Source organism: Arthrobacter sp. yr096, from assembly GCF_900108925.1.
In the GTDB taxonomy this organism is placed as follows: domain Bacteria; phylum Actinomycetota; class Actinomycetes; order Actinomycetales; family Micrococcaceae; genus Arthrobacter.
This window is the reverse complement of record NZ_FNYI01000001.1, coordinates 1-25,399: the sequence shown is the minus strand read 5'-3', so window position 1 is coordinate 25,399 and position 25,399 is coordinate 1. Positions and strand designations below refer to the sequence as shown.

The 25,399-nt window shown below is 62.7% G+C and carries 21 protein-coding genes and 1 tRNA gene; 10 read left to right on the top strand and 12 right to left on the bottom strand.

Features of this window, described 5'->3' with window-relative positions:
* Positions 1 to 32: 32 nt before the first annotated feature.
* A complete protein-coding gene (locus BMY91_RS00110; protein WP_090816642.1) occupies positions 33 to 2,204 on the top strand; it encodes an alpha-galactosidase in 2,172 nt (723 codons plus the stop codon).
* 299 nt (positions 2,205 to 2,503) lie between these two features.
* Here BMY91_RS00110 and aroQ read toward each other — a convergent pair whose 3' ends face one another.
* Together aroQ and BMY91_RS00100 are read right to left on the bottom strand one after the other, a co-directional pair.
* Complete coding sequence (aroQ, locus tag BMY91_RS00105) at positions 2,504 to 2,968, bottom strand: type II 3-dehydroquinate dehydratase (protein WP_090816639.1); 465 nt, start codon at positions 2,966 to 2,968, stop codon at positions 2,504 to 2,506.
* 193 nt (positions 2,969 to 3,161) lie between these two features.
* Positions 3,162 to 4,346, bottom strand: coding sequence for a MarP family serine protease (locus BMY91_RS00100; protein WP_090816636.1), 1,185 nt, complete (start codon positions 4,344 to 4,346; stop codon positions 3,162 to 3,164).
* 235 nt (positions 4,347 to 4,581) lie between these two features.
* Between BMY91_RS00100 and BMY91_RS00095 the strand changes: the two genes are divergently transcribed.
* Positions 4,582 to 5,259, top strand: coding sequence for a Crp/Fnr family transcriptional regulator (locus tag BMY91_RS00095; RefSeq protein ID WP_011775987.1), 678 nt, complete (start codon positions 4,582 to 4,584; stop codon positions 5,257 to 5,259).
* A 178-nt stretch (positions 5,260 to 5,437) separates the two neighbouring features.
* Here BMY91_RS00095 and BMY91_RS00090 read toward each other — a convergent pair whose 3' ends face one another.
* The 3 genes from BMY91_RS00090 to BMY91_RS00080 are packed head-to-tail and all read right to left on the bottom strand — an operon-like array spanning position 5,438 to position 7,061.
* On the bottom strand, positions 5,438 to 6,349 hold the full coding sequence (locus tag BMY91_RS00090; protein WP_090816633.1) for an NUDIX hydrolase: 912 nt from the start codon (positions 6,347 to 6,349) through the stop codon (positions 5,438 to 5,440).
* Positions 6,350 to 6,366: 17 nt separating this feature from the next.
* Complete coding sequence (locus BMY91_RS00085; RefSeq protein WP_090816630.1) at positions 6,367 to 6,903, bottom strand: RidA family protein; 537 nt, start codon at positions 6,901 to 6,903, stop codon at positions 6,367 to 6,369.
* 2 nt (positions 6,904 to 6,905) lie between these two features.
* Positions 6,906 to 7,061 (bottom strand): Sp36 family protein, encoded by a 156-nt coding sequence (locus tag BMY91_RS00080; protein ID WP_011775990.1) that lies wholly within the window; start codon positions 7,059 to 7,061, stop codon positions 6,906 to 6,908.
* On the opposite strand from BMY91_RS00080, the gene BMY91_RS00075 reads away from it, so the two are divergent.
* The 5 genes from BMY91_RS00075 (at position 7,060) to BMY91_RS00055 (ending at position 14,303) form a co-directional block, all read left to right on the top strand.
* Positions 7,060 to 9,396, top strand: a complete 2,337-nt coding sequence (locus BMY91_RS00075; RefSeq protein WP_090816626.1) for a transglycosylase domain-containing protein — start codon at positions 7,060 to 7,062, stop codon at positions 9,394 to 9,396. The two genes, BMY91_RS00080 and BMY91_RS00075, sit on opposite strands and share 2 nt — an antisense overlap.
* 2 nt (positions 9,397 to 9,398) lie before the next feature.
* Positions 9,399 to 10,346 carry a metallophosphoesterase gene (locus BMY91_RS00070; protein WP_090816623.1) on the top strand — a complete coding sequence of 316 codons (948 nt, stop codon included), beginning with the start codon at positions 9,399 to 9,401 and terminating at the stop codon, positions 10,344 to 10,346.
* 152 nt (positions 10,347 to 10,498) lie between these two features.
* Positions 10,499 to 12,298: an ABC transporter ATP-binding protein gene (locus BMY91_RS00065; RefSeq protein WP_090816621.1), complete on the top strand. Its 1,800-nt coding sequence runs from the start codon at positions 10,499 to 10,501 to the stop codon at positions 12,296 to 12,298.
* Entirely contained in the window at positions 12,295 to 14,127 is a 1,833-nt protein-coding gene (locus BMY91_RS00060; protein WP_090816619.1) for an ABC transporter ATP-binding protein, read from the top strand. The genes BMY91_RS00065 and BMY91_RS00060 overlap by 4 nt, the downstream gene beginning before the upstream one ends.
* A 99-nt stretch (positions 14,128 to 14,226) precedes the next feature.
* Positions 14,227 to 14,303 (top strand) — tRNA-Pro (locus BMY91_RS00055).
* Positions 14,304 to 14,467: 164 nt separating this feature from the next.
* On the opposite strand, the gene BMY91_RS00050 is transcribed toward BMY91_RS00055, so the two are convergent.
* Positions 14,468 to 14,695 carry a hypothetical protein gene (locus tag BMY91_RS00050; protein ID WP_090816616.1) on the bottom strand — a complete coding sequence of 76 codons (228 nt, stop codon included), beginning with the start codon at positions 14,693 to 14,695 and terminating at the stop codon, positions 14,468 to 14,470.
* Between the two features lie 126 nt (positions 14,696 to 14,821).
* On the opposite strand from BMY91_RS00050, the gene BMY91_RS00045 reads away from it, so the two are divergent.
* Positions 14,822 to 16,087 carry a helix-turn-helix domain-containing protein gene (locus BMY91_RS00045; RefSeq protein ID WP_090816612.1) on the top strand — a complete coding sequence of 422 codons (1,266 nt, stop codon included), beginning with the start codon at positions 14,822 to 14,824 and terminating at the stop codon, positions 16,085 to 16,087.
* Positions 16,088 to 16,144: 57 nt separating this feature from the next.
* Here BMY91_RS00045 and BMY91_RS00040 read toward each other — a convergent pair whose 3' ends face one another.
* Complete coding sequence (locus tag BMY91_RS00040) at positions 16,145 to 17,083, bottom strand: phosphoribosylaminoimidazolesuccinocarboxamide synthase (protein ID WP_090816609.1); 939 nt, start codon at positions 17,081 to 17,083, stop codon at positions 16,145 to 16,147.
* 2 nt (positions 17,084 to 17,085) lie between these two features.
* On the bottom strand, positions 17,086 to 18,396 hold the full coding sequence (gene purD, locus BMY91_RS00035; protein WP_090816604.1) for a phosphoribosylamine--glycine ligase: 1,311 nt from the start codon (positions 18,394 to 18,396) through the stop codon (positions 17,086 to 17,088).
* 113 nt (positions 18,397 to 18,509) lie between these two features.
* Between purD and BMY91_RS00030 the strand changes: the two genes are divergently transcribed.
* Together BMY91_RS00030 and BMY91_RS00025 are read left to right on the top strand one after the other, a co-directional pair.
* A complete protein-coding gene (locus tag BMY91_RS00030) occupies positions 18,510 to 19,526 on the top strand; it encodes an asparaginase (RefSeq protein ID WP_090816602.1) in 1,017 nt (338 codons plus the stop codon).
* Between the two features lie 20 nt (positions 19,527 to 19,546).
* Positions 19,547 to 19,951, top strand: a complete 405-nt coding sequence (locus BMY91_RS00025) for a sterol carrier family protein (protein ID WP_090816599.1) — start codon at positions 19,547 to 19,549, stop codon at positions 19,949 to 19,951.
* A gap of 67 nt (positions 19,952 to 20,018) precedes the next feature.
* Here the strand turns inward: BMY91_RS00025 and BMY91_RS00020 are convergent, their stop codons facing one another.
* The 4 genes from BMY91_RS00020 to BMY91_RS00005 form a co-directional block, all read right to left on the bottom strand.
* Entirely contained in the window at positions 20,019 to 21,506 is a 1,488-nt protein-coding gene (locus tag BMY91_RS00020; protein ID WP_090816596.1) for a cation:dicarboxylate symporter family transporter, read from the bottom strand.
* 266 nt (positions 21,507 to 21,772) lie between these two features.
* Positions 21,773 to 22,540, bottom strand: coding sequence for an SDR family oxidoreductase (locus BMY91_RS00015; RefSeq protein ID WP_090816593.1), 768 nt, complete (start codon positions 22,538 to 22,540; stop codon positions 21,773 to 21,775).
* Between the two features lie 42 nt (positions 22,541 to 22,582).
* Complete coding sequence (locus BMY91_RS00010; protein WP_090816590.1) at positions 22,583 to 23,344, bottom strand: aspartate/glutamate racemase family protein; 762 nt, start codon at positions 23,342 to 23,344, stop codon at positions 22,583 to 22,585.
* Positions 23,345 to 23,456: 112 nt separating this feature from the next.
* Entirely contained in the window at positions 23,457 to 25,022 is a 1,566-nt protein-coding gene (locus BMY91_RS00005) for an NCS1 family nucleobase:cation symporter-1 (protein WP_090816587.1), read from the bottom strand.
* Positions 25,023 to 25,399 lie beyond the last annotated feature (377 nt).

Here is a 25,399-nt window from a genome sequence, read left to right as displayed (position 1 = left end):
TACCTCCACCCAGCTGAAAGCGACTCACATCAATGCACCCGCTCCATCTCCGTTCCGCAGGTACCAGCCTGGTGATCAGCACACACCGCGGCGAGGCTGAGATATCCCACTGGGGAGCCGACCTGGGCGACACCCTCCCGGACCTCGCCATCCTCAACGAACCCATCGGACCGTCTTCCATCGACGCCAACGTCCCCGCCGGACTTCTCCCGCAGGCATCGTCGTCATGGCAGGGCCGCTCCGGCCTTCGCGGCCACCGCTTCACCGACGGCGTACCCGGCTTTGATTTCTCAGTACGCCTGCGCGTGGTGAGTGCGACGACGGACGGCACCACCGCCGTCGTGCTTCAGTCGGATCCCGACGCCGGCATCACGGTGACCAGCAACCTCACCTTGCACCCGGGCGGGCTCCTGGAACTGCGGCACACGGCCACCAACGACGGTACGTCCCCTTTCCAACTGGACGAGTTGGCAACGATGCTCCCGGTGGCGCCGGACGCCGTCGAACTCTTGGACCTCACCGGCCGCTGGTGCCGCGAACGCCACCCGCAACGGCGCGCCATCCAGCAGGGAACCTGGGTCCGCACCGGCCGCCATGGCCGCACCGGACACGACTCCTCTCTCCTGCTGGCCGCAGGCACCGCAGGCTTTGGCAACCGTCACGGCAAGGTCTGGGCCACCCACCTGGCGTGGAGCGGGAACCACGAGCAATTCGCGGACAATGTTGCGGACGGGCGAACCATGATCGGCGGCTCCGAACTCCTGGGACCCGCCGAGGTGGTGCTTCAACCCGGTGGCAGCTACACCACTCCTGCGCTGTTCGCGGCATACTCCGACCGCGGCCTGGATGGCATCACCGAGGCGTTTTACAGCTGGTTCCGTGCGCGCCCGCACCACATCAGCACGCCTCGCCCAGTGGTCCTCAACACCTGGGAAGCGGTCTATTTTGACCACAATCTGGAAACCCTGACCGAGCTGGCCGAGTCCGCCGCGGACCTGGGCGTTGAACGTTTCGTGCTGGACGACGGCTGGTTCCGCGGGCGCCGTGACGATCACGCCGGGTTGGGCGACTGGTACGTGGACCAGACCGTCTGGCCCTCCGGCCTGACACCGCTCATCAACGCCGTGACATCACGCGGCATGGAGTTCGGGCTGTGGGTGGAGCCGGAAATGATTAACCTTGACTCCGACATTGCCCGGGCGCATCCCGAATGGATCGTGGGACCTTCTGCTGTTTCGCACAAGGACGGTGGCCGCCTGCCCCTGGAATGGCGGCAGCAGCACGTGATCGACCTCGTCAATCCGGAGGCCTGGAACTACGTTTACGGGCGCATCGACGCCCTCCTGCGTGAAAACAACATCAGCTACCTCAAATGGGACCAGAACCGCGACCTTCTGGAGCACGGTCACGCCGGTCGCGCTTCGGTCCATGAGCAAACCCTGGCCGCCTACAGGCTCTTCGATGCGCTCCGCACGGCACACCCGGGCGTTGAGATCGAGAGCTGCTCCTCAGGGGGCGGACGGGTGGACCTCGGCATCCTCGAGCGGACCGACCGTGTATGGGCATCGGACTGCAATGATGCTCTGGAGCGTCAGACCATTCAGCGCTGGACCGGCATGGTTGTTCCGCCGGAACTGGTGGGCGGGCACATCGGTCCCACCACGTCACACACAACGGCCCGCACGCACGATCTTTCGTTCCGGGCCATCACGGCCTTATTCGGTCATTTCGGCATGGAGTGGGACGTCCGCTCCGTGAAGGGGGCCCAGCGGGAGGAACTCAAGCGCTTCATTGACTTGTACAAGGAACACCGAGGTCTGATCCACAGTGGACGAATGGTCCGCGCCGATGTGGCGGACGAGTCACTGATGGTGCACGGCGTTGTGGCGGACACTCACGACGGCGGCACGCCCGCAGGTGCCACGGCTGCACTTTTCGCTGTGGTCAAGACGCGCACAGGGTTTGCCGAGCACGTAGGACGGGTGGCAATTCCCGGACTGGATCCGTCCCGTTCCTATCGGGTGGAGGCGATCTTCCCGTCGCCGGGAGACGCCGACTACGGGCACACGTTCATCGAAGCCAAGCCCGCGCCGTGGTTGGGTAACGGCGCAACAGCAACGGGTCGGTTCCTGGGCGAAGTGGGGCTCCCAATGCCTGTCATGCATCCGGAACACGCCATCGTGCTGCGGTTCACTGCCCTCTGACGCTCTCTCACCTTCCGGCGCGTTTCGGGAGACCCTCTCTCACCTTCCGGCGCGTTCGGGAGACCCTCTCTCACCTTCCGGCGCGTTTCGGGAGACCCTCTCTCACCTTCCGGCGCGTTTCGGGAGACCCTCTCTCACCTTCCGGCGCGTTTCGGGAGACCCTCTCTCACCTTTCGGCGTGTTTCGGGAGACCCTCTCTCACCTTCCGGCGCGTTTCGGGAGATCCTCTCTCACCTTTCGGCGCGTTTCGGGAGACCCTCTCTCACCTTCCGAGGGTCTCCCTGGAACGCTCTGCCACTTTAAAGCGCGTCAGCCAGGTAGTCGATGGCCAATTTGTAGCCGAGCACTCCCGCTCCAACGATGATCGCCGTGCAGACGCCCGACAGGTACGAGTGATGGCGAAACTCTTCACGCTGGTGAACGTTGGTGATGTGAACCTCGACGGCGGGCAGCTGCACGGCGGCCAAGGCGTCGCGAAGAGCCACCGACGTATGTGTGTAGGCTCCGGCGTTGATCACAATCCCGACGGCGGTACCTCGGGCTGCATGGATGGCGTCGAGGAGATCTCCTTCGTGGTTGGACTGAACGCAGTCCACAGTAAATCCATGGGCAACTGCCGCGGTCATGGCCAGTTGCTCAACATCGGCCAATGTGGACGTGCCGTACTTTTCGGGCTCACGTGTACCCAGCAGGTTCAAGTTGGGGCCGTTGATCACAAGAATGGTGCCGCGACCAGCTTCGGTGGCGGGGGTGGCTTCAGTCATGGCTCCCAATCTATAGCTGCAGCCGGGCGTCCGGGAATCACGCCCAAAAGGTGAGAGAGCATCGGCGCAAAACACTCACTATGTGAGAGAGGGTCCCCCGAAACACCCCCAAAGGTGAGAGAGGGTCCCCCGAAACACCCCCAAAGGTGAGAGAGGGTCCCCCGAAACACCCCCAAAGGTGAGAGAGGGTCCGTTACTTGCGGGTGCACTGACCGGCCGAGACCGGACTGCTGAGGCCGGGAGCCTGCGCGGCGACGGGCTCCAGGTCCGCCATGGTCAGGGCAAAGCCAAGGGCGGCATCGGTGGTGGTCTTCGCGAAGATCAAGCCGGCCACTTCTCCCTGCATGGTCAGCAGCGGGCCACCGGAGTTGCCCGGCTGGACGTCACCAGCCAGCTTGTAAACCAATTCCGGCGACGGGTTATTGCCATAAATGTCCGGAACCAGGATGGTTGAAATTCCCTGCACGCTGGCCGGTTTCGACTGGAACGGACCGCCGTGCGGGTACCCGGCGAACGCGGCCGGGCTACCGGCCGGGAGGTCGGCGCTGAGGGGAAGCGGGCTGGACTGCAGGCCATCCACGGCCAAAACTGCGATGTCCCGCTGGGAGTCGAAGTAGACAACCCGACCCGGCAACGCACCGCCGTCGGGAACTTCCACAACAGGCTGCGACACGCCCGCCACGACGTGGGCATTGGTGACGACGCGCCCGGGTGAGACCACGAATCCGGAGCCCGTCTGGTTCTGGCCACATTCGAATGCGGTTCCGGCAATTTTGAGGACCGATTCGGCAGCTTGGTTCAACGCCGGAGTATCGGTCGACTCGTTGGGTACGGGCACAGGCGTCACGGGTCCGATGCCCTCGATGAGCTGGGGAATTCCTCCACCAATCACAGTGGACCGCAGCTGCGCCATTGTGCTCTTGACGGGCGTGGGCGTGATGTTGTCGATATAGCGGATCACACGGGACTCGGCCAATTGCTGCGAAACAAACGGCACACCCAGCGAACTGATGCTGAACGCCAGCATGGACATCACCAGCGCAGCCACCACCACGCTCACCACGCCGCCGATCAGCCTGTCCACCGCGTGCAGCGGCTTGATCCGCACAGCGTGGCGGATTTTGCGTCCGATCATGGTTCCCAGCCCATGGCCCAGGGCGATAAGCACGACGGCGGCGCCCACCGTGGCGGTCAGCCTCCAGCCGCTGTCGGTCACCCAACCGCTGACCAAGGGAACGGCGACGAAAGCCGCGATGGCTCCGACCACAAATCCGGCAATTCCACCCAATGTGACCATAAAGCCGTTGCGCAGGCCATAGATCAGGTAGGACAGCAGCATCAAGATCAATGCCAAATCCAATATCGTCAAGCCAAACACCAATGCTCCTCATAGCCGGGTAGCGCCAATTCTAGATGTTGACCCTGACAGCAAACCGTTAGTCCGGTCACGATCCGGAGCTGCTTAATACCCGTTTGAGGGCCGCCAACAGGCCTTGGATCGCCTTAAACCCGCGTCGTTTCAGCGTTTCACGTGCCAAGTACGTCACAGAAGCCCAAAAATTCTGAAACAATGGCTGGAGCGCCACGACCGAAACTTATATTCAGGAGATTTCATGGACATCGAGGTATTGCGCCGCGCACCCCTCTTCGCCACCCTTGACGACGACGCATTCCGCTTGCTGACGGACGAACTCACCGAGGTGGACCTCTCACGTGGGGCATCGGTGTTCCGCGAAGGCGACCAGGGTGACCAGCTCTACTTCATCGTTTCCGGCAAGGTGAAGCTCGGCCGCACCTCCCCCGATGGCCGCGAGTCCCTGCTGGCCATCCTCGGCCCGGGCGAGCTCTTCGGCGAGATGGCCCTGTTCGACCCCAGCCCGCGCACCGCCACGGCCACCGCCGTCTCGGAGACCCGCCTGGCCGGCCTCAAGAACGAAAGCCTCAACGCGCTGCTCCGCACGCGCCCCGAGGTTTCGGCGCAGCTGCTGCAGGCCCTGGCCCGCCGCCTCCGCCGCACCAACGATTCACTGTCTGACCTCGTCTTCTCGGACGTTCCGGGCCGTGTTGCCAAGGCTCTTCTGGATCTGGCAGACCGTTTCGGTCGTCCGGCTACCGACGGCGTCCTGGTTGCCCACGAACTGACACAGGAAGAACTGGCCCAGCTGGTGGGCGCTTCCCGCGAAACCGTGAACAAGGCACTGGCCGAGTTCGTTCAGCGCGGATGGCTCCGCCTGGAAGCCCGTGCCGTGGTCATCCTGGACATGCAGCGCCTCCGCCAGCGTTCGCGCTAAACAGCCAACAGAAAAGCCGCCCCGGCAAACCGGGGCGGCTTTTTTGCGTTCCATGCCTTCATCGGTGAGAGAGCGATCCCCCACAACCAACCATCGGTGAGAGAGCGAATCCCCACAACCAACCATCGGTGAGAGAGCGATCCCCCACAACCGACGATCGGTGAGAGAGCGATCCCGCTCAGCGCTCCCGCTGCGGCTCGCCCGCTACGGTCCTGGCAGCTTCGACCTCGAGCATGAGGATTCCGCCCTCGTCAATGAGTTTCGCCTGGTACACGTGCGCTTTCCGCTTGTAGCTCAGGTAGGCGATGCAACCGTTGGAAGCAGCCATTTTTTCGAGCATGATTTCGGAGCCGGGAACCAGGAGTTGCCCCAGGGTGAGTCCGACGGTGTTTTGTTGGGCTACCTCGTCGCCGAGCGCCGGGGTGTCCCGGAGGGCGATGGCTTCCGCTGCGGTCACCCAGCGGCCCCACACGCCTTTGCTTCCGAGGATGCTGGGCTGCTGGTTCACCGGGACTGTCGCGGCGAAGTATCGCGTGTTGAAACGGGTGTGCGCAAAGTCCGGGCTGAGCCAGTTAACCAGGGGCTTCAGAAGGTCAGTGCGGAGGGAGAGGCCACGCTTGGAGAGCATCTCTGTGAAGGACTTCTCCTGTGCGGCCACGGCTTCACGGGCGCGCATCCAATCCACCGTGGAGTTCGACTCAACAGTGGATGTCGCATCGGGGCCGGCGAGCAGGACTCCGGTTTCTTCGAAGAGTTCGCGGATGGCACCCACCACGTGGCGGCGGGCAAGTCCGACGTCGTCTGTTCCCATGTGCTCGGCCCACTGCTGGGGCGACGGGCCCAACCAACCTACGGGGTCGTCGTCGGACGCTTCCAGGGAACCGCCCGGGAACGCGACAACGCCCAACGGCGAGGAACCTGGCCTGTAGCCAAGCCAGGTTTCCAAACCGGTGGGCGAGTCGCGCAAAAGAACTACGGATGATGCATAGCGGGCGGCCCTGGGGGTCCGCTCGCCGAGCTCAAGCCAGTTCCGTGCTGCCCCTTCGAGTTCGGGGGGCAGTACAAACAGGCGGCGGGCAAGCTGCGGCAATTGGGTGAACCGGTTCCTTAGCTGAATTCAGCAATGAGCTCGACTTCAACAGGAGAGTCGAGCGGCAGGACAGAAACGCCGACGGCGGAGCGTGCGTGCTTGCCGGCGTCGCCAAAGACCTGGCCGAGGAGTTCGGATGCACCGTTGATGACGCCGGGCTGGCCGGTGAAGGTGGGTTCAGAGGAGACGAAACCGACAACTTTCACGATGCGGGTGACGCGGTCCAGATCGCCAATGACGCTCTTGACTGCGGCGAGGGCGTTGATGGCGCAGATCGCGGCGTAGCGCTTGGCGTCCTCGGGATCAACGGTGGGCTCGTCGGAGGTGCCCAATTCGCCGAGGGAGACCTTGCCCGTAGCTTCGAGTTTGCCGTTAATAAAAGGCAACTGTCCGGACGTGTAAACGTAGTTGCCGGACACGATGGCCGGCACGTAGTCAGCCACCGGCGCGGCGACCTCAGGGAGGGTCAGCCCGAGCTCAGCCAAGCGCTGCTCCACAGCTGATGTGGGGGCGCCGGATTCCGCGGGAGACGTGGTTTCTGCGGGGGTGGTCATGGTTACTGCTTCTCCCTCTTCAGGTATGCAACAAGGCCTTTGCCATCGGGGCCACCGACGACCTGGACAAGCTCCCAGCCGTCTTCGCCCCACTGGTCCAGGATCTGCTTCGTGGCGTGAATAATGAGCGGAATCGTGGCGTACTCCCATTTGGTCATGACAGAAAGCCTAGCCCTTGCCGGTAAAGTGGAAAACATGGTGACTCGCAAGAACCCACTATTCGACACTGCCACCACCCTCGGAAAGATTCTAGGCTTCCTTGGTGTGAGCGCGATTTGTGGCGTCCTCGTGGCGGGCCTTTTGGTCCCCGCGGCCGCCGTTTCGGGCAGTGCCGCCAGTGGTTCAATCCAGTTCTTTGACACTCTGCCGGCGGAACTCCAGGTGGATCCGCCCAGTCAGAACACAACGATCCTGGCGAAGGACGGTTCGCCGATCGCCTCGATCTATGCGGAGAACCGGACCAAGGTTCCGCTGGATTCGATGAGCCCCTTCATCAAGGACGCTGTCATCGCGATCGAAGACAGCCGTTTCTACGAGCACGGCGGCATTGACACCACCGGCATCATGCGAGCCATCGTGAGCACCGCCCGCGGAAACAAGCAGGGCGCTTCCACCATTACGCAGCAGTACGTCAACAACGTCATCAACGAGTCACTGGTGGCTGCTGACAGGGAAGAAGATGTCAAGCTCAACGGTGGCGGCAAGGGCGTGGGCGACAAGCTCCGCGAAATGAAGCTTGCCATCGCCTTGGAAAAGAAGTTCTCCAAGGAGCAGATCCTTGAGGGCTACCTCAACATCGTGTTCTTCAACCGTGACGCTTACGGAATCGAAGCCGCATCCAAGTTCTTCTTCAGCACCACGGCGAAGGACCTGACGCTTCCGCAGGCTGCCCTCCTGGCCGGGCTGGTGAACAGCCCTTCGGCTTTCGATCCCATTGCGAACCCGGACAACGCGCAGAAGCGCCGCGACCTTGTCCTCGCAGCCATGGTAAACCAGGGCAAGATTACCCAGGCTGAGTACGACGAAGCCGTAGCTACCCCGGTCACCACGAAGGTCACGCCGGCCCGTCAGGGTTGTGCCTACGCCACCATGGCTCCGTACTTCTGCGACTACGTCCTGCACCTTCTCTTCAACAACCCGGCGTATGGCGACACCACGGAAGAGCGCATCAAGCGCGTCCAGCGTGGCGGCCTCACCATCCAGACCACTCTCGATCCGACCGCCCAGACCGTTGCCCAGCAGCAGGTTGATGCCACGGCGGGTGCCAATCCGGACAAGTGGGGCGCGTCCATCACGTCTGTCCAGCCGGGTACAGGCCAGATCGTCAGCATGGCCCAGAACACCGTGTGGCTCCCTCAAGAGGGCAAGTTCGATCAGACCCAGAACTTCAATGTCGATGTGCTCGACGCCAATGGCAATGACCTCAACGGCATTGGTGGCTTCCAGCCGGGCTCAACGATGAAACCGTTCACGTTCGCCCAGTGGCTGAACGAGGGCAAGTCAATGAACACCACCATCAACGCTTCCCGGCGGACGTATCAACAGAATTTCCCGTGGCGCAATACCTGCCCCACCCCGGTAAATGGTTTCTACGACAAGAGCGTGCCAGGAAGTTTCGACCTCCAGAACTCTGATGAGGGTTACTACCGAAACATGACCGTCTTGTACGGCCTCATGAACTCCATCAACACCGCGACGTTTGCTTCGGCATCCCAGGTGGACCTCTGTGGCATCCAGGGGATCGTTGATGCCACCGGTATCCACGGCGGACTCCCGGTCCGCGACGAAACGGGCAAGGTCACTGATCCGAACCCCAAGGTCACCATGACCACGTTGTCCAACCTGATCGGCGCCACCCAGACTGCCCCGCTGACCATGGCTGCTGCTTTCGCCACCTTCGCCGCTGACGGCAAGTACTGCGAGCCGATTGCCATCACATCGGTCAAGGACCAGTCGGGCGCTGAGCTGCCCGCCCAGTCCTCCAACTGCAAGGATGCGGTAAAGCCCGAAGTTGCCCGGGGTGTCGCGTATGCCATGCAGGAAGTACTGAACGCAGGCTCGGGTTCATTGATCCGCCCGGCGCTGTCCACCCGGAATAACTTCCCGGTCGCCGCGAAGACCGGTACCAACGACTCCAACGGTTCCACGTGGGTTGTTGGCTACACCACGGGTTTGGCGACAGCGTCCTGGTTCGGTGACCCGCTCGGTGATCAGCTCCGGCCCGGCCGCAACCTGACTGTCAACGGCAAGTTCTACCAGTCCATTGACGGTTACATGATTGCCGGTCCGCAGTTCACCAACTACATGCTGTCAGTTGCGCCGGCCTACGGGACAAACCCGTTCCAGCAGCCGCCGTCCAACCTGCTGGGTACGGCAGCCCCGCAACGGAACACCACGCCGGCTCCCACCACGCAGAACCCGGCGCCGTCCACCGAAAACAGCGGCAATGGAAACAATGGCAATAACGGCAACGGCAACAACGATAAGGACTAAACGTGTCCTTCCGTGATTCACTGGCAAACCGCGTCCGCACCATCGGGCGCGGTTTCGCCGTCACTACAGCCGTGGGCGCAACGGCAGGTGCTGCGGCAGCTGCCTACGGCTGGTGGGAGAAGGACCAGTTCGAGGTCCGCCACGAGACGCTCCCCATCCTTCCCGAAGGTTCTGATCCGTTTCGTGTCCTGCACCTGAGCGATATCCACTTCGTCCCGGGCCAGGACAAGAAGGCCCAGTGGCTCCAGTCACTTGCCGATCTGAAACCTGACCTTGTGGTCAACACAGGCGACAACCTCAGCCACGCGAAGGCCATCGATCCATTAGTTCAGGCGCTACGTCCCCTGATGGAGTTCCCAGGCGTCTTCGTGCCGGGATCCAACGACTACTACGCGCCGCGGATCAAGAACCCTGCCGGATATTTCCGGGGGCCTTCGCAGCTAAAGACCGAACCCATCAAGCTCGACTGGCCCAAGCTCCGGTCAGCGTTCGGCATGGGCGGCTGGATTGACCTCACCAACCGGGCCCAGTCTGTGGTGTTGAATGGGCTCCGTTTCGATTTCTCCGGCATCGATGATCCCCACCTCAAACGGGAACGCTACGCGGGCTGGCCCCGCGGCACCGTGAATCAGGACGCACGGCCGCATCTCAAAGTCGCTGTGATCCACGCTCCGTACCAGCGAGTACTGGACCACTTCACCGAAGCTGGGGCAGACCTGATCCTGGCCGGCCACACCCACGGTGGCCAAATCTGCATCCCCGGTTACGGAGCCCTGGTCGCCAACTGCGACCTCCCCACGTGGCGCGCCAGGGGCCTCCACGACTGGGAAAGCGACAGCTTTACGACGCCGGTGAACGTCTCGGGCGGCATCGGCACCTCGCGCTTCGCCCCGGTCCGCATCGCTTGCCGCCCGGAAGCAGTACTGCTCACGCTCACGGCACGCGGCTAAACACGGAGCAATCATTACGATCCTCAATAACTGGGTCAAACATTTCACCTACGTTGCGTAGTCCTGTGAAACGAATCACGCCATGGCATAGGGTAGTTGCTACGGGAAACTACCTCCGCACCACCTGAAGATCCAGCTGTTGAGAAGCGGGCATGTCCAAGCAAACGTCATTTTTCACCTCCGTCGGCCGCCTGTACCCTCACGTGCGGCCCATCCTCCCCCGCCTGTTCATGGGCCTGATCTGTGCCCTGCTCGCCAGCATTGTTGCGCTGACCATCCCACAGGTATTGCGGGTCCTGGTTAACAACTCTCTGCAACCGGGCGGTTCCACGGAAGCAGTCTGGATTGCCGCCGTCGTGATTCTTGCCCTGGGCGTCGCTGAGGCGGGGCTGGTGGCCTTGCGTCGCCAGTTTGTGATCAACCCCGCCACAACGGTTGAGACCCGGATGCGCGTCACTCTTTATGGGCACCTGCAACAGCTCACCGTCGCGTTCCACGACCGCTGGGGCTCGGGCCAACTGCTCTCGCGGGCCATGACGGACCTGAGCTTCCTTCGCCGCTGGATGGCGTTTGGCGCGATCATGCTGGTGGTCACCACCCTGACAGTCATCATCGGGGTTGGGGTGATGTTCTCCATGAGCTGGCAATTGGCGCTCATTTTCCTGGGCGCGGCCGTGCCGATCATGATCAGTTCCTTCCGTTTCCGTCGCCGCTTCAGCCTGGTGGCGCGCCTCAGCCAGGACCAGGCTGGTGACCTCGCCACCACCGTTGAAGAGTCAGTCCATGGCATCCGCGTCCTGAAGGCTTTCGGCCGCAGCCGCGAGGCTCTGGAAAACTTCAACGGCCAGGCGGAGGAACTCCGTCAGACCGAGATCGCGAAGGCCAAACAGCAGGCCAGCTTCACGTTGGTGGTTACTTTGCTGCCGGAATTGGCGCTGGGCGTAGGCCTGGTGGTGGGCATCATGCTGGCCTCCAGCGGCCAGCTGAGCATCGGCTCGCTGGTGGCTTTCTTCGCCACCGCAGCGGTAGTGGCCACGCCGGTGGAATTCTCCGGCATGCTCCTGGCCATGGCCCTGACGGCCAAAACTGCGCTGGACCGCCATTTTGAGGTCATGGATACCCAGAACACCATCACGTCGCCGGATCACGCCACGGTGCCGGAAACGGCCAAAGGCGCCTTGCGCTTTGAGCACGCTGGTTTCGGGTTCGACGACGGCGGGACCCTCCTGCACGACATCACCCTTGATATCCGTCCCGGCGAGACCATGGCCCTGGTGGGCATCACCGGCAGCGGCAAGAGTGCTCTGCTCCAGCTGGTCCCCCGCCTGTACGACGTCACAGAAGGTGCCGTGACGATTGACGGCGTGGACGTGCGCGATTACGACATCGAAGAGCTCCGGAGGATCGTGGCCGTCGCGTTCGAGGACACCACGTTGTTCTCCAGCTCGGTGCGGGACAACGTCCTCCTGGGAGCTCCGGATCCCAGCGACGCTGCCCTGGACGAAGCATTGGACGTGGCGCAGGCACACTTCGCCTACTCGTTGCCGGATGGCGTGGACACCCTCATCGGCGAGGAGGGGCTGAGCCTGTCTGGTGGCCAGCGGCAACGTATCGCTTTGGCCCGTGCCATCGCGGCCAAGCCGGGAGTCCTGGTGCTTGACGATCCCCTCTCTGCCTTGGACGTGAATACGGAAGAACGCGTTGAGGCCCGCTTGCGCGAGGTCCTCCGCGAAACCACCACCCTGATCGTCGCGCACCGCCCGTCCACGGTGGCTTTGGCGGATCGCGTCGCTTTGCTTGAAAACGGAACCATCACCGCCGTCGGGACCCACACGGAACTGTTGGCCGAAAACGATCACTACCGGTACGTCATCGCCAGCCTGGACGCTGGTCCAAAGGATCTGGATACCGAATTGGACGAGCTCGAAGAAGCCGAGGAGGCCCGCCGGTGAGTGCCACAACATTTGGAACGGCCAACGAGGACAACACGCTCCTCACCAAAGCAGACAGCAAAGCCGTACGACGCCGGTCACTCACCTTGCTTGCCTCGCTCATTCGCCCGGTGCGGTTGCGTTTCTGGTTGACCATCGTGATGGTGGTGGTCTCGCAGCTCACCAGGGTTGCCGGACCTGCCCTGATCGCCTTTGGGATCGACAACGCCCTGCCAGCGCTGCAGGCGGGTAACAACGGCCCCCTGGTCCTGTCGGGCGCCCTGTATCTGGCGGCTGCTATCGCTACAGCAGGAATGACCGCGCTGTACGTGACGTCCACGGCACGGCTGAGCCAGGCCATGCTCCTGGACCTGAGGCTCCGCGTCTTCCGGCACACGCAGCGGTTGAGCCTGGAGTTCCACGAGAAATACACGTCGGGTCGGATCATCGCCCGCCAGACCTCAGACCTTGAGGCCCTGCGTGAACTCCTGGACTCGGGCGTGAGCTCCCTGGCCTCCGGCATGCTCTTCATGCTGTTCACCGCCATCACGGTGTTTGCCTTGGATTGGCGGAGCGGCCTGATCATGCTGGCGGCAGGCGTCCCTATGTTCTTCCTGGCTCGCTGGTACCAAAAGCACTCGCAGATCGCCTTCCGCGAATCCCGGGTGGTGTCCGCGCGCCTGATCGTGCACTTCGTGGAGACCATGACCGGAATCCGCGCCGTGAAGGCATTCCGCAAGGAGCGCGAGAATGCCGGCCGCTACGGGGAGTTGGCCGAGGACTACCGCAAGAACACCGTCCGCTCCATCAACCTGAACGGAATTTTCCAGCCCGGCCTGGTGCTGATCGGGAACGTGTGCGTTGCTGTGGTCCTGCTCTTCGGAGGCTTCCGTGTGCTCAGCGGTGACCTCGCCGTCGGTGTCCTGCTGGCCCTGATCCTGTCCACCAAGCGCTTCTTCCAGCCGGTGGACCAGATGGCCATGTTCTACAACTCGTTCCAGAGCGCGCAGGCTGCATTGGAAAAGGTGTCCGGCCTCCTTGAGGAAGTTCCCACGGTCCGTCCGCCCAAGACCCCGGTGCCCTTGAAAAGCTCGCGCGGTGAGATCGATTTCAAGTCCGTGGAGTTCGGGTACGGCGACGGCCAGGTAGTGGTTCCCACGATGGACCTGCACATCCCAGCCGGGCAGACCGTTGCCTTGGTGGGCCAAACGGGCGCCGGCAAATCCACCTTGGCCAAGCTCGTGGCACGCTTCTACGACGTCACGTCCGGGGCCATCACCCTGGACGGCATCGATCTCAGGGACTTGTCCACCGCAGACCTGCGCCGAGCGGTGGTGATGGTGACCCAGGAAGCATTCCTGTTCAGCGGATCAGTAGCGGACAACATCGCGCTGGGCCGCCCTGAAGCATCCCGCCAAGAGATCGAAGCCGCTGCAGTCGCCGTGGGGGCCCACGAATTCATCACCAGCCTGCCCGAAGGCTACGACACCGACGTCAACAAGCGCGGCGGACGCGTGTCCTCGGGTCAACGCCAGCTCATTGGCTTTGCCCGCGCCTTCCTGGCCGCGCCGGCTGTACTGATCCTGGACGAAGCTACATCCTCCCTGGACATCCCGTCCGAGCGCATGGTCCAACAGGGATTGGCGCACCTTCTGGAAGGTGTGGCGGGCGCGAACTCTGCACGCACGGCGATCATCATTGCCCACCGCCTGTCCACCGTGGAGACAGCGGACAGGGTTTTGGTGGTCCACGACGGACGCATCGTGGAAGACGGGACGCCGGCCGAACTGATCAGTGGAGGCGGCCGTTTTGCGCAGCTGCACGGCGCGTGGCGGGACTCGCTGGTGTAGCTCTTCTGTACAGCGTGGCTGTGACAAGGGACACCCTCTCCTCGATTTCGCATCACGCTGCGATTCAGCTATCCTTGAACAGTTGCTTTCGCAGCGGATCGGGATGTAGCGCAGCTTGGTAGCGCGCTTCGTTCGGGACGAAGAGGTCGCAGGTTCAAATCCTGTCATCCCGACCAATAACGGAAATGGCGTCGAGAAATCGGCGCCATTTTCTGTATCCGGGAACTGTCCGTAGTTATTCGCCAGGGCCGGGATTGGTCCAGGCCACGCATCCCCCAGGGCAAAAGAAAACCCCGGGGCATCGCTCGTCACGCCCCGGGGTTCTCTGCAAAACTACTGCTTACATGGGATCAGGCCAGTTGCCAATGGACGACGTTGTGTACGTCGGCGTCGTGGTGGTGGTTCCCTTGGTTGGTGCAGCGATGCGCATAGGATCAGGCCAGTTGCCAATGGCACTGATGGTGCTGCTGGAGTCCACTGCCGGAGCAGCAGAAACGACTGCGGGAGCCGCAACCGCCAGAGTCAGTGCGCCCGCCACGGCCACTGAAGCGATGATTTTTTTGAACATGGTATTTCCCCAATGCGAGTCGGATTCGTTATGGAAATTGCGTGGTCCCTGTTGACATACATTGTAAAATGTTTTCCACAGAGACTGTCAAGGTTTTGGTCAAAAGACACCTGTAGGAGGGGACCCGTGGGAAACGGATTCGGCGAGAAGCTACGTGCCGAACGGCTCGAACGTGGGTTAACGCAGGCAGAGCTGGGCAAGAACCTCTACTCTCCCAGCTATATCTCGCTGCTTGAGACCGGCCGGCGTGAGCCCACGGCGGAGGTCATCGAAGAGCTGGCCCGCCGGTTGGAACTGGCGCCCAAGGCCTTGGAAGCGTGGAGCCAGCCCGTTTCCGTGAGCGACGCCGAATACGTCCTTGCGGGACTGTATGCCCGGCAAGCCTGGGACCTGCGCGACTACCAACTCGCAGCCAGCCATGCTGCTACCGCCGCGCAGATCGCCCTGGAAGCCAAGAACAACAGCGCCTGGTGGAACATGACGTACATGCAGGCCGAGTGCGTGATGAAGCAAGGCCACCTCAAGGAATGCCAACAGATCGTTGAGCACCTGCTGGAACACCCCATGGCCACCGAATCCGCAGGGCTCGGGGTGCGCGCATGGCAGATGCTTGCCGCCGTGTGTCACGGACAAGGTCAGCTGGCCACCGCCGTCGAGCATGCCAAGCAGGCAGTGAAGCTGTGCGAGCAGCTACCCAAGGGATCCACCCTGATCATCGGCGCGCACCGCGCGTTGATCGGTGCGCTTGCGGAGAGCGGCAAACTGGACGAGGCCTGGACGTACTGCCTGGCCATGATTGAGCACATGGACGAGCATTCCATGTCGCAACTGGCCGGCGAGGTTGCGTGGGTGGTGGGCAATGTTGCCTTCATGCGCCACGACTATGTGGAGGGCATCAAGCACCACGAGCGCGCCGCCAAGCTCCTCTCCCCCGCCAACGACATCGAACTGTGGGCCCGCTTCAACAAGGCGTCAGCTGCGGTCCGCCTGTCCTCGGGCATTGTGGAACCGGAAACCCTCTCCGCCATAGAGCGCGCAGAACTTGCCTTGTCGATTGTGGGCGGAAACAAGACAGACCAGCTGGAAGTCGCCTTTATCCGCGCCCGCTGGCTGTACCTGACCGGTGACATTCCCGCAGCGGTGGAGAAGCTCCGCGAAATCTACGAGGACCGCAAGGTCCTGGCCCGGCACACCGCAGGCGAGGTTTCCCTCCTTCTGGGCAAGTCCCTCAAAGCGGCCGGTGAGGCATCCGAGGCACTGCATTACCTGGAGGAGGCACAGCACGACTTCAGTGCGGCTGGAGCGTCAGACCGCGTGCAGCAGGCCATGGACGCAGTGCTGGAGATCCGCTTGGCCGAGCGCCGGGCCGCGAAGGAACACTCGGAGGCGTAAGCCCCAGACACGAAACTGCCCCGGACCAGTGCGGTCCGGGGCAGTTTGCGTTACGGGTCAGGCGAAAGTGCGCCCAGTGAGTTTCTCGTACGCTTCGATGTAGCGCGCACGGGTGCGCTCTACCACCTCGGCGGGAAGAGCCGGCGGCGGAGTATCCGAGGACTTGTCCCAGCCTGACTCGGCGGAAGTCAGCCAATCGCGGACATATTGCTTGTCATACGACGGCTGGGACTTGCCCGGCGCGTACGTGGAAGCATCCCAGAACCGCGAAGAGTCCGGTGTCAGCACTTCGTCGCCCAGGGTGATGATGCCCGTGCCAGCGTCGATGCCGAACTCCACCTTGGTGTCTGCCAGGATGATGCCGCGTTCACGGGCAATTTCCTCGGCGCGGGTGTAGATCTTCAGCGTGAGCTCGCTGAGGCGGGCTGCGATGTCATCGCCCACCATCGCCACAACGTCGTCATAGGTGATGTTGACGTCGTGCTCGCCCACTTCGGCTTTGGCAGAAGGCGTGAAGAGAGCCTTTTCCAGGCGCGAACCGTCAACCAGGCCCTCGGGAAGCGGGATCTCGCAGACCGTACGGGATTCCTTGTACTCGGCCAGGCCTGAACCAGTGAGGTAACCGCGCGCGATGCACTCCACCGGGAACATATCCAGCTTCTTGCAGATCATGGCACGGCCCTGGACGGCGGCAGGAACGCCACCTTCCACCGTGGACGCCAGCACGTGGTGCTCAACATCCAACTGGTCAAACCACCACAGGCTCAGCTGCGTCAGCACACGGCCCTTGTCCGGAATCTCGCTGCTCAGGACGTGATCGTAGGCGCTGATGCGGTCGCTGGCCACAACCAGGACGCATTCCTGGCCGATCTTTTCCGTGATGGCTTCGTCGGCCGGCACATAGAGGTCGCGGACCTTGCCGGAGTAGACGTGGGTCCAGCCGGGCAGGTCCAACGTTTCCGTTTGAAAGCCGCCGTTGGGGATGCCTTCAGTCATGCTTAGGCCTGCACTTTCGGGATGGTGCCGGTTGCCGTGTACGGCACGCGGATTTCGCCGCGCGCGGCCTTGCCCCCGATGTCCGTGCGGAACTGTGAGCCTTCAAGCTGAACCAGTTCCACGCCGTCGTACGCTTTTTCGCGGGCCTCCACCAGATCGGAACCGAGCGCAACCACGGCCAGGACGCGGCCACCGGCCGAGACAACCTTGCCTTCGTCGTCCAGCTTGGTGCCGGCGTGGACTACGTGCACGCCGTCCAGCTCGTCAACCTTCTTCAAGCCACGGATGCGATCGCCCGTGCGGGGCGCGTCCGGGTAGTTTTCAGCAGCAACGACGACGGCGACTGCCGTGTCCTTGGACCAGCGCAGCTCTTCTGCGGTGTCCAGTTCCCCCTTGGCAGCTGCCAGCAGCAGCGCACCCAACGGCGTCTTGAGGCGGGCGAGGACAGCCTGCGTCTCGGGGTCTCCGAAGCGGACGTTGAACTCGATGACGCGCGTGCCGCGGGACGTCAGCGCGAGGCCGCAGTAGAGGACACCGACGAACGGCGTGCCGCGGCGGGCCATCTCGTCCACGGTGGGCTGGGCCACGCGGTCAATGACTTCCTGGACCAGGCCTTCGGGAGCCCACTCGAGCGGGGTGTATGCGCCCATGCCGCCGGTGTTGGGGCCTTCGTCGTTGTCGAAGATGCGCTTGAAGTCCTGCGCCGGGGACAGCGGAACAGTGGTACGGCCGTCACAGAGAACGAACAGGGAGACCTCGGGGCCGTCAAGGAATTCCTCAATGACCACGGATCCACCGGCGTCGAAGCATGCTTGGGCGTGTGCCAGTGCTTCGTCGCGGTCCTTGGTGACCACGACGCCCTTGCCGGCGGCCAGGCCGTCGTCCTTGACGACGTGAGGGGCACCGAAGGTGTCCAGCGCATCGGCAGCTTCCTCGGCGTTGGTGGCCACGCGGGCCATGGCCGTGGGGACGTTTGCCTCGGCCATGATCTGCTTCGCAAAAGCCTTGGAAGCTTCCAGCTGGGCAGCTTCCTTGCTGGGACCGAACACAGGAATACCGGCTGCACGGACGGCATCGGACACACCGGCAGCCAGCGGCGCCTCGGGTCCAACCACCACCAGGTCCACGCCCAGCTTGGTGGCGAGGGCGGACACGGCTTCCGGGTTGTTCCCGTCGATCGCGTGGGTGGGAACGAGTTTGCTGATGCCCGCGTTGCCCGGGGCCGCGTGGACCTCGGAGACGTTGGGGTCTTCAAGCAGAGAGCGGACAATGGCGTGTTCGCGGCCGCCTGGGCCAATGACGAGTACCTTCACAGTCTTCAAGGGTACTTTGTGCAGCGCGCTCGGCCTAAGCTGTGTCACTTCCCGGACCTGCTCGCGCGCAGGATGACCGGGGAATATCCCCTCCGCGCCCTAGACTTGGCTGTATGCCCATGAGTTCGCATGAAACGTTCAACGTTGAGTCCGCGGTGGAACTGGCAGTGATCGAACGAAGTGGCTTTATTGAGTCCCGGCACATCGGCGCGGCCGTGGTTCTTGCCGGTGACGGCTCGGTGGTCACCCGTCTTGGTGACATTGACGCCCCCATCCTGGCCCGCTCCACCCTCAAGCCTTTCCAGGCACTGGCGTCCATGCAGTCCGGCGTGCCGCTTCGGGGCGCCCAGGTTGCTGTCGCCTGCGGAAGCCACACCGGCTCCCTGGACCATATGGATGTGGTGGAGGGGATGCTCAAGGCTGCCGGCGTCCGGGAAGAGAACCTACAGTGCCCCACAGCGTGGCCACAGGACGAAACAGCCCGCAACTGGCTGGTCCGTTCAGAGCGTGGACAATCCAAGCTGGCCTTCAACTGCTCCGGTAAGCACGCCGCGTTCCTGTGGGCCTGCACGGAAAATGGCTGGGACCTGCGCAGCTACCTCGAACCGAACCACCCGCTCCAGCAGAGAGTGCGCTCCGTCATCGAGGAGTACAGCGGCGAAGCCATTTCACACCTTGGCATCGATGGCTGCGGAGCCCCTGTGGCAGCCATCTCCCTGACCGGTTTGGCCCGGGCATACTCACGCCTGGCCAAGTCCCCGGGAGACTCCTCCTCCAACGCACGCGCCGCCACCATCGCCACGTCCATGCTGGACTACCCTTGGGCGGTCCAGGGCAAGGGCGAATCCAACACCATCGTCATGGAAGAACTGGATGTCATTGCCAAGATCGGCGCGGAAGGCGTCCTGGTTCTGGCAACGCCCACCGGCGCTACCGTGGCGGTGAAGATGCTGGACGGGAACCTCCGCGCCACTTCCTTGGTGGGGCTGACCCTCCTTGCCGTGAGCGGAGCCGTGGACATCCCGGCTGTTTCCAGCGTCCTGGAACGTGTGGTTGAGCCCGTACTCGGCGGCGGACGACCGGTGGGAAAGATCCGGCTGGGTCACGCCGTTTCCGCCCTGCTGGACTAGTACTTCTGAGGAGAACACCCATGGCCGTCGCACGTCGCCGCGTCAACATTGAGGAAGGCCGCGCCGCGCTGGCAGCGTGGCAGGCCGCCGTCGAGCCTTCCGGCAGTGCCGGTGAGCCGGGCAGCGGCGCCGGGACACCGCCGTCGCGTTCGTTGATTGCGACGGCGGTGCGTTACTCCCTGGAGGAAGTCACCGCACGCGCACCCGGCAATTCGGTAGAGGTCCGGGTGCCCCCGTTCGGCGTCACGCAATGCGTCGAAGGCCCCCGCCACACGCGCGGCACTCCCCCGAACGTGATCGAGTGCGACGCCGCCACGTGGCTTTCGTTGGTGACGGGCAGGATGTCGTGGGCGGACGCTGTTTCGAACCACCAGCTGGCAGCGTCCGGTCTGCGTGCTGACCTCTCCGAACTACTGCCGCTCTAATCGAGTTTTTTAACAGCTGTGCCCCTAAGACCAGGTCTTAGGGGCATCAGCTGTACAAAACTACCGGTTAGTCCGGGCACACCGGGGCTGAAGGTTGCCCCTTCTTGCTCATCTCGAACTGCGGGATGTCGTCAGCTGCGGGACCGCCCCGGAACTTCGGTGATGGATCCTGGCCTTCGCTGATGCGCTGAAGTTCCTGCTCCTCAAACACATCTTCCTTGCCGAGCATGACGGCGGAGTCGTGGTTGGTGATTTCGCCGTTGAATGCGCGGACCATGACGCTGCGGTCGAACTGGCCTTCCCACTTGGCGACGACGAACGTCGCCACGCAGTTGCCCAGCAGGTTCACCACGACGCGCATGGAGTCCATCAGGCGGTCGGCTCCGAGGAGGAGCGCGACGCCGGCAACCGGGAAGATACCGAGGGCCGCTGCCGTGGCGGAGAGTGCCAGGAAGGACGAACCGGGGACGCCTGCCATGCCCTTGGAAGTCAGGAGCAGTACGCCGAGGGCTGCCAGCTGCTGGCCGAGATCCAGGTTATGACCGAAGGCCTGGGCCAGGAACAGCAGCGAAATCGACAGGTAGATCGCGGCGCCGTCCAGGTTGAAGGAGTAGCCGGTGGGAACCACCAGACCGGTGGTGGCACGGGAACAACCGGCATTGGTCAGCTTGGTCATGATGCGCGGCATGACAGCCTCGGTGGAAGCCGTGCCGAGTGCCAGCAGGAACTCTTCCCGGGTGTACTTGAGGAACTGCCACAGCGGAACCCGGGCGAAGCTCCAGGCCACCAGGAACAGCAGGCCGATGAAGATGATGGCCGCGCCGTAGCATGCGGCTATCAGGAGGGCATAGGTACTGAGTGTCCCCAGCCCGTACTGGCCGATGATGAACGCCATGGCACCGAAGGCACCAATGGGGGCCACCTTCATGATCCAGGACATGATCTTGAAGATCAGCTCCAGGACGGTTTCCATGAGGCTGATCACCGGCAGGCACCGCTCGCGGCCGATGACCACGATGGCTGCACCGAAGAACACCGAAAAGAACAGGACCTGAAGCAGGCTGTTGTTGGCAAAAGCACCGATCACGCTGACGGGAATGACGTCCAGGATGAACGCTGCAGCGTCCTTGGGCGGAGCATTTCCGGTCTTGGCGTTGAGGGCATCCTGGGACAGCGTGGAGGGATCGATGTTCAGGCCGGCACCCGGCTGAACAATGTTGCCCACGATGAGCCCGAAGACAAGGGCAAAGAGGGTGGCGCCGGTGAAGTACAGGAGTGCTTTGACCCCGACCCTTCCGACCGCCTTGACGTCGCCCACTGCCGAGATGCCTGTGACAATCACGAGGAAAATCAGCGGGGCGATGATCATTTTGATGAGTTGAATGAATCCATCACCCAGTGGCCGGAGTGCGGACCCAATGGTCGGCCAAAAATGACCGATGAGCACACCTGCGACGACGGCGATCAGGATTTGAAAAAAGAGCGACTGGTACAGCCGCTTTTTCTTCTGCGGGGCCGAACTCGCCTTCAGCGCCGCGGGGTCTGGGATCTTCATTGATCTGAACCAATCAGTTGGGAACACCCCCACATTTTGAGGGGGTTTTTCAAATGTAAGCCTGGTCACACCATTCCGCAAGGGGAAATTCAGTTTCCATATTGTGGAAGTCACATTCGGTTGGAAGCCTGCAGGCCCCGGGCCTCCACCACCTCTTTTGACGCAGAAATGCCCGTGACACACCCCTCCAAGGGCGTGTCACGGGCATTCGAATAGCAAAGTGGGTGGTGGCTGTACGGGGCTCTCCTTGAGGGTGTGCGGACTCGCTAGCCGCGGCCCACGAAGGGCATGCCGGCAGCCGTCACCACCAGGGACCCCACACTGGCCGACGCCGGCATATTGGCCATCATCAGCACGGCACGGGCGGCGTCCTCCACAGGGAACATCGGCTCCACCTTCCGGCTGCCGTCAGCCTGCAGTGCGCCTGAGCCCACGCCAATGGTGTCCATGATCTCCGTGCGGGTATTGCCGATGTCGATCTGCCCGCACGTAATCCCGAATTCCCGGCCATCCAGCTCGATGCTCTTGGTCAGGCCGGTCATCGCGTGCTTGGTGACCGTATACGCCACCGACCTGGGTCTGGGTGAATGCGCCGAAATGGAACCGTTGTTGATGATGCGGCCGCCCTGCGGGACTTGGGCTTTCATGGCCCGCACCGCCTCGGCCGCGCACAGCATGGAACCGGTGACGTTCACCCGCAGGGTGGCCTCCCATTCGTCCACGCTGATCTCGCCAACATCCCCGGCCGGGCCGAAAATGCCCGCGTTGTTGAACAACACATCAACCCGGCCCCAGCGTTGGCGGACCTCCGCGAAAAGACGGGCGACGTCGTCGGGCGCTGTGACGTCGCAGGGGACCGCAAGCGCGTCCGGATGATCGCCCGCAGTCTCCAGCAGTTGCGCCTCACGGCGGCCGGCCAGGGCAACGCGGTAACCTTCGGCGAGCATCAGCTTGGCGACGGCTCGCCCAATACCCGAACCGGCCCCGGTCACGACGGCGACCCTCGGGTTTGTGGGCGGGCTGGAGTCAGTCATGTGGTTGCCTTTCGGGGAAGTGCTTGTGGCAGCGTCAAGCCGTCAGCGTGCGGCTTCGGCACTCTGGTTTGCGGCCGGCTGGGATGCAGTTATCGGCCAGCCTATGACAGTCTTTGGACGCGGCGTGGCGTAGGTCCTCACTTTGGACGTGGACAAGCCTAGGCGCACCAGGGATTCAGCGATGGTGACCGCCGATGCCACTCCGTCCACCACGGGGACGCCCGTGCGCTGGCGGATCTGCTCGTCCAACCCGGCCATGCCGCCGCAACCGAGGACGATGACCTCGGCTTTGTCGTTCTGAACAGCTTGCTCAGCCTGGCTCACGATTGCTTCAACAGCTCGCTCCGGGTACTCCTCGAGCTCCAGCACGGCCATGCCGCTTGCCCTCACAGAAGCGCAGCGTGCTTCCAGACCGGCAAGCTTGAGGCGGTCCTCGATGAGCGGAACGGCGCGATCCAGCGTTGTGACCACTGAATACTTGTGGCCCAGGAACATTGCGGTACTGGCTGCTGCCTCGGTGATGTCCACCACCGGGACGTCCAGGAGTTCCTGAAGGCCTTCGCGGCCGTGTTCGCCATAGCCGGCCTGGATGACGGCGTCGAACGGTTCGGGATAGTTCACCACGGCATCCATCACGGCGATCGCAGCCAGGTAACTTTCAAAGTTCCCCTCGCAGGAGTCGGCGCCGAACCGTGGAGTGATGCCGACGATCTCGGTGCCCGGGGCAGCGGCCGCACGGGCCTGGGCCGCGATGGAGTCCGTCATGGACTGGGTGGTGTTGACGTTTGCGACAAGGATGCGCATGGGTTTCCTCTCAACGGCAGCGCCCGTCCCCTGCCGGGTGACCTTGGTCCGCTTGCTGGGACTCGATAAGTCAGTGACCGGGAGGACGGGCGAGGCCTCAATCTTCGGTGAGTCAGTGGGTGCTGGCGACGGCGATCGGCTCGCCGGAGACGTCCTCATGGAGCTGCTTCTTGTCAGCCACCGCGAAGAACGTGAGCGCAGCTACGCCTGCTCCAATAAACCAGGCGAAGGGTGCTGCGGGCGCCAGTGCCGGAATGAACGCGATGGCGATGGCGATCGCTGCTGCCGGAATCATGGCGATGATGGCCCTTGGGTTGACGCCCCGCTTGTAGAAGTAGGCGCCCTGGGGATCCTCGGTGTAAAGCTCGGGGACGTTGACCTTGCCGCGGCGGACCAACCAGTAATCAGCCATGATGACGCCGAACAGCGGGCCGAGCAAGGCACCGAGGCCGCCCAGGAAGTACACAATGACGATCGGGTTGTTGTAGAGGTTCCACGGCAGGATCACCAGGCCAATGGTGCCGCTGACCCAGGCTGCCTTGCGGAAGTTCAGGTGCCGCGGGAAGAGGTTGGTCAGCGCATAAACCGGAGCGACGAAGTTGGCCATCAGGTTCACGGCCACTGTGAGAATCAGCAGGGCGAGGCATGCCAGCACCAACAGCAGGGTGTTCGGGATGCTTTGCACGATGTCCGAGGGGCTCTCAATAACTGTGCCGTTGATCTTGTACTGTCCGCCGGCCATGACGACGACGATCGCGCCAAAGACCAGCATGTTGATGGGGATGCCCCAGAAGTTGCCCTTGACGATCGACTTCTTGGACGTCGAAGACCGCGTGAAGTCACAGAAGTTCAGCACGAACGTTCCGTAGATGGAGACCCACAACGCACCACCGGCGAAGATCGTGAGCCACATTTCCCCGCCCTCAAGGCCCTTGATGCCGGACCACTGAATGGCGCCGCCGGCTTCGATGAAGACCCACACAGCAATCGCTGCCATGGTCACCAGGATCACCGGACCGGCGAAGGCCTCGTATTTACGGATCATTTCCATGCCGAAGCTGACAATGACCAACTGCACGATCCAGAGGGCCACGAAGGAGAACCAGCCCAGGGTGGACAGGCCAAGAATGGAGTTGCTGTCCAGATCCTTCAGGCCGGGCGCCATGGCAACCAGCATCACCCGGAGGACCACCGAGGCCAGGTACGTCTGGATGCCGAACCATGCCACGGCAACGGCGCCGCGCACCAGGCTGGCGATCTGCGCACCCCTGATACCAAAGCTGATGCGGCTCATGACCGGGAACGGGACGCCGGTCTTCTGGCCCATGAAACCGGAAAAGTTCAGAAGGGCAAAGAGAAGGACTGCGCCAATTCCAAGTGCCACCAGAATCTGCCAGCCGCCCAAGCCGAGCGAGAACAGGCCAATGGCAAACGCATAATTACCCAGGCTGTGGACGTCATTGGCCCAGAGGGTAAAGATGCTGTAGCTGGTCCACTTGCGGCCTTTGGCCTTGGTGGGAGCGAGGTCGATGTTGTAAAGACTGGGGCTGATGGTACGGCCTGATGCTTCGGAAGCAATAGCGCAAAGATCCGTGTTGCCCACGGACGGGTGGTTGGGGCCACCTTCAGGTGCGTCTCCCGGAGTACCAGTGACGCCGACTGATGAAGTCGTCTGCATCGTGGATCTCCACTTCGTACTGATTCCACATAGCGGAATCAAGTTATTGAATAGTGAAAACACTTTATGACGCAGGTCACTCGCCGTCAAGGTGTCGCGAATGTAGGCAGGGTCACATTCGGTTGCTTGAGCACTGCTTTCCCAGTTGACTGTTTTGGTTACGCAATCCGTGTTGACGCTGCCCATCAGCAGACGTAATCTCGAATTGCAGAATTTTATTCTCACAATACGAAATTCCTTGAGCGCCCCCACAGAGCAAGCGCCCAGACATTCAATGAAGAGAGGTTGGACGTGGCTGCAGGAGAAGAGACCTCACACATCCTCAGCGGGTTGACTGCCCAGCTGCCTGATCGTGATCCGGAAGAGACCGCGGAGTG

Coding starts and splice junctions, on each gene's coding strand:
- aroQ (WP_090816639.1), bottom strand. CDS start 2,968: ATGACTGAAGCCACCCCCGCCACCGAAGCTGGTCGCGGCACCATTCTT.
- BMY91_RS00010 (WP_090816590.1), bottom strand. CDS start 23,344: ATGCGCATCCTTGTCGCAAACGTCAACACCACCCAGTCCATGACGGAC.
- BMY91_RS00020 (WP_090816596.1), bottom strand. CDS start 21,506: ATGAAGATCCCAGACCCCGCGGCGCTGAAGGCGAGTTCGGCCCCGCAG.
- BMY91_RS00050 (WP_090816616.1), bottom strand. CDS start 14,695: ATGTTCAAAAAAATCATCGCTTCAGTGGCCGTGGCGGGCGCACTGACT.
- BMY91_RS00075 (WP_090816626.1), top strand. CDS start 7,060: ATGACAGAAAGCCTAGCCCTTGCCGGTAAAGTGGAAAACATGGTGACT.
- BMY91_RS00025 (WP_090816599.1), top strand. CDS start 19,547: ATGGCCGTCGCACGTCGCCGCGTCAACATTGAGGAAGGCCGCGCCGCG.
- BMY91_RS00080 (WP_011775990.1), bottom strand. CDS start 7,061: ATGACCAAATGGGAGTACGCCACGATTCCGCTCATTATTCACGCCACG.
- BMY91_RS00065 (WP_090816621.1), top strand. CDS start 10,499: ATGTCCAAGCAAACGTCATTTTTCACCTCCGTCGGCCGCCTGTACCCT.
- BMY91_RS00040 (WP_090816609.1), bottom strand. CDS start 17,083: ATGACTGAAGGCATCCCCAACGGCGGCTTTCAAACGGAAACGTTGGAC.
- BMY91_RS00015 (WP_090816593.1), bottom strand. CDS start 22,540: ATGACTGACTCCAGCCCGCCCACAAACCCGAGGGTCGCCGTCGTGACC.
- BMY91_RS00085 (WP_090816630.1), bottom strand. CDS start 6,903: ATGACCACCCCCGCAGAAACCACGTCTCCCGCGGAATCCGGCGCCCCC.
- BMY91_RS00005 (WP_090816587.1), bottom strand. CDS start 25,022: ATGCAGACGACTTCATCAGTCGGCGTCACTGGTACTCCGGGAGACGCA.
- BMY91_RS00110 (WP_090816642.1), top strand. CDS start 33: ATGCACCCGCTCCATCTCCGTTCCGCAGGTACCAGCCTGGTGATCAGC.
- BMY91_RS00095 (WP_011775987.1), top strand. CDS start 4,582: ATGGACATCGAGGTATTGCGCCGCGCACCCCTCTTCGCCACCCTTGAC.
- BMY91_RS00030 (WP_090816602.1), top strand. CDS start 18,510: ATGCCCATGAGTTCGCATGAAACGTTCAACGTTGAGTCCGCGGTGGAA.